This is a genomic window from Streptomyces sp. NPDC058701 (assembly GCF_042715295.1).
Lineage (GTDB): Bacteria > Actinomycetota > Actinomycetes > Streptomycetales > Streptomycetaceae > Streptomyces.
The window spans coordinates 1-1,409 of record NZ_JBHXSY010000143.1 but is presented as its reverse complement, the minus strand read 5'-3'; the positions used below and the strand labels follow the sequence as shown (position 1 = coordinate 1,409).

Here is a 1,409-nt window from a genome sequence, read left to right as displayed (position 1 = left end):
CTAGTGCTCTGACCGCATAGGTTCGCCGGGTTGGCGGTCGTGGCGGTTGGATGTGCGGTGACGTCCGATCCGACCGCTGGAGGCGCGGTGGCCGAGCCTGTCCGTGTGCGCAGACTGACTGACCAGGAAGGGCGGCGGCTGCAGCAGATCGTGCGTCGGGGCAGCACCCACTCAGTGCGCTATCGGCGCGCGATGATGCTGTTGGCCTCGGCCGGCGGGAACCGGGTGCCGGTGATCGCCCAGCTGGTGCAGGCCGACGAGGACACCGTGCGCGATGTGATCCACAAGTTCAACGAGATCGGCCTGGCATGCCTGGACCCTCGATGGGCGGGAGGCCGTCCCCGCCTGCTCAGTCGTGACGACGAGAACTTCGTCGTCCAGATGGCCACCACCCGCCCCACCAAGCTCGGCCAGCCCTTCACCCGCTGGTCGCTGCGCAAACTCGTCGCCTACCTGCGGAAAGTCCACGGCCGGGTCATCCGCATCGGCCGCGAGGCGTTACGCGGCCTGCTCGCCCGCCGCGGTGTCACCTTCCAGCGCACCAAGACATGGAAGGAATCTCCCGACCCGGAACGCGAGGCGAAGCTGGACCGGATCGAGGAGGTCCTTGACCGCTTCCCGGACCGAGTGTTCGCCTTCGACGAGTTCGGCCCGCTCGGAATCCGGCCCACCGCAGGCTCGGGCTGGGCCGAACACAAGCACCCCGACCGTGTGCCGGCCACCTACCACCGCACCCACGGAGTCCGGTATCTCCACGGCTGCTACTCGGTCGGCGACGACCGCCTGTGGGGCGTCAACCGCCGCAAGAAGGGCACCGGAAATACGTTGGCCGCGCTGAAGTCGATCCGCGCCGCACGGCCCGACGGCGCACCGATCTACGTGATCATGGACAACCTGTCCGCCCACAAGGGCGCCGACATCCGCCGCTGGGCGAGGAAGAACAAGGTCGAGTTGTGCTTCACCCCGACCTACGCCTCGTGGGCGAACCCCATCGAGGCGCACTTCGGACCGCTGAGGCAGTTCACCATCGCCAACTCCAACCACCCCAACCACACCGTGCAGACCCAGGCCTTGCACGCCTACCTGCGCTGGCGCAACGCCAACGCCCGTCACCGCGACGTCCTGGCCGCCGAGCGTAAGGAACGCGCACGCATCCGAAGCGAGAAAGGCATCCGCTGGGGTGGCCGACCGATCTCAGCAGCAGCCTGACCAGGCAACCCCGACCGAACCTCTCCTCTGCGGCGGAGACGCCTGAGCCTATGCCCGGGGTGTGCCGTCCCAGCGCCATGTGCTGAGACGGGGGTGTCCGGGTAGTTCGGCGCGTCCGGTGGCCCACAAGAGGGTGGGCCAGGTCTCCGTGGACGACGGTGCGTCCGGAAACAGCCGAGCGAGTACCCGAGAGCACAGAT

At 68.1% G+C, this 1,409-nt stretch carries 1 protein-coding gene; it reads left to right on the top strand.

The genetic code is table 11. The features are described 5' to 3' along the window. The first annotated feature begins 87 nt into the window (after positions 1–87). Positions 88–1,209, top strand: coding sequence for an IS630 family transposase (locus ACFWW8_RS38585; RefSeq protein ID WP_386537614.1), 1,122 nt, complete (start codon positions 88–90; stop codon positions 1,207–1,209). Positions 1,210–1,409: the final 200 nt, after the last annotated feature.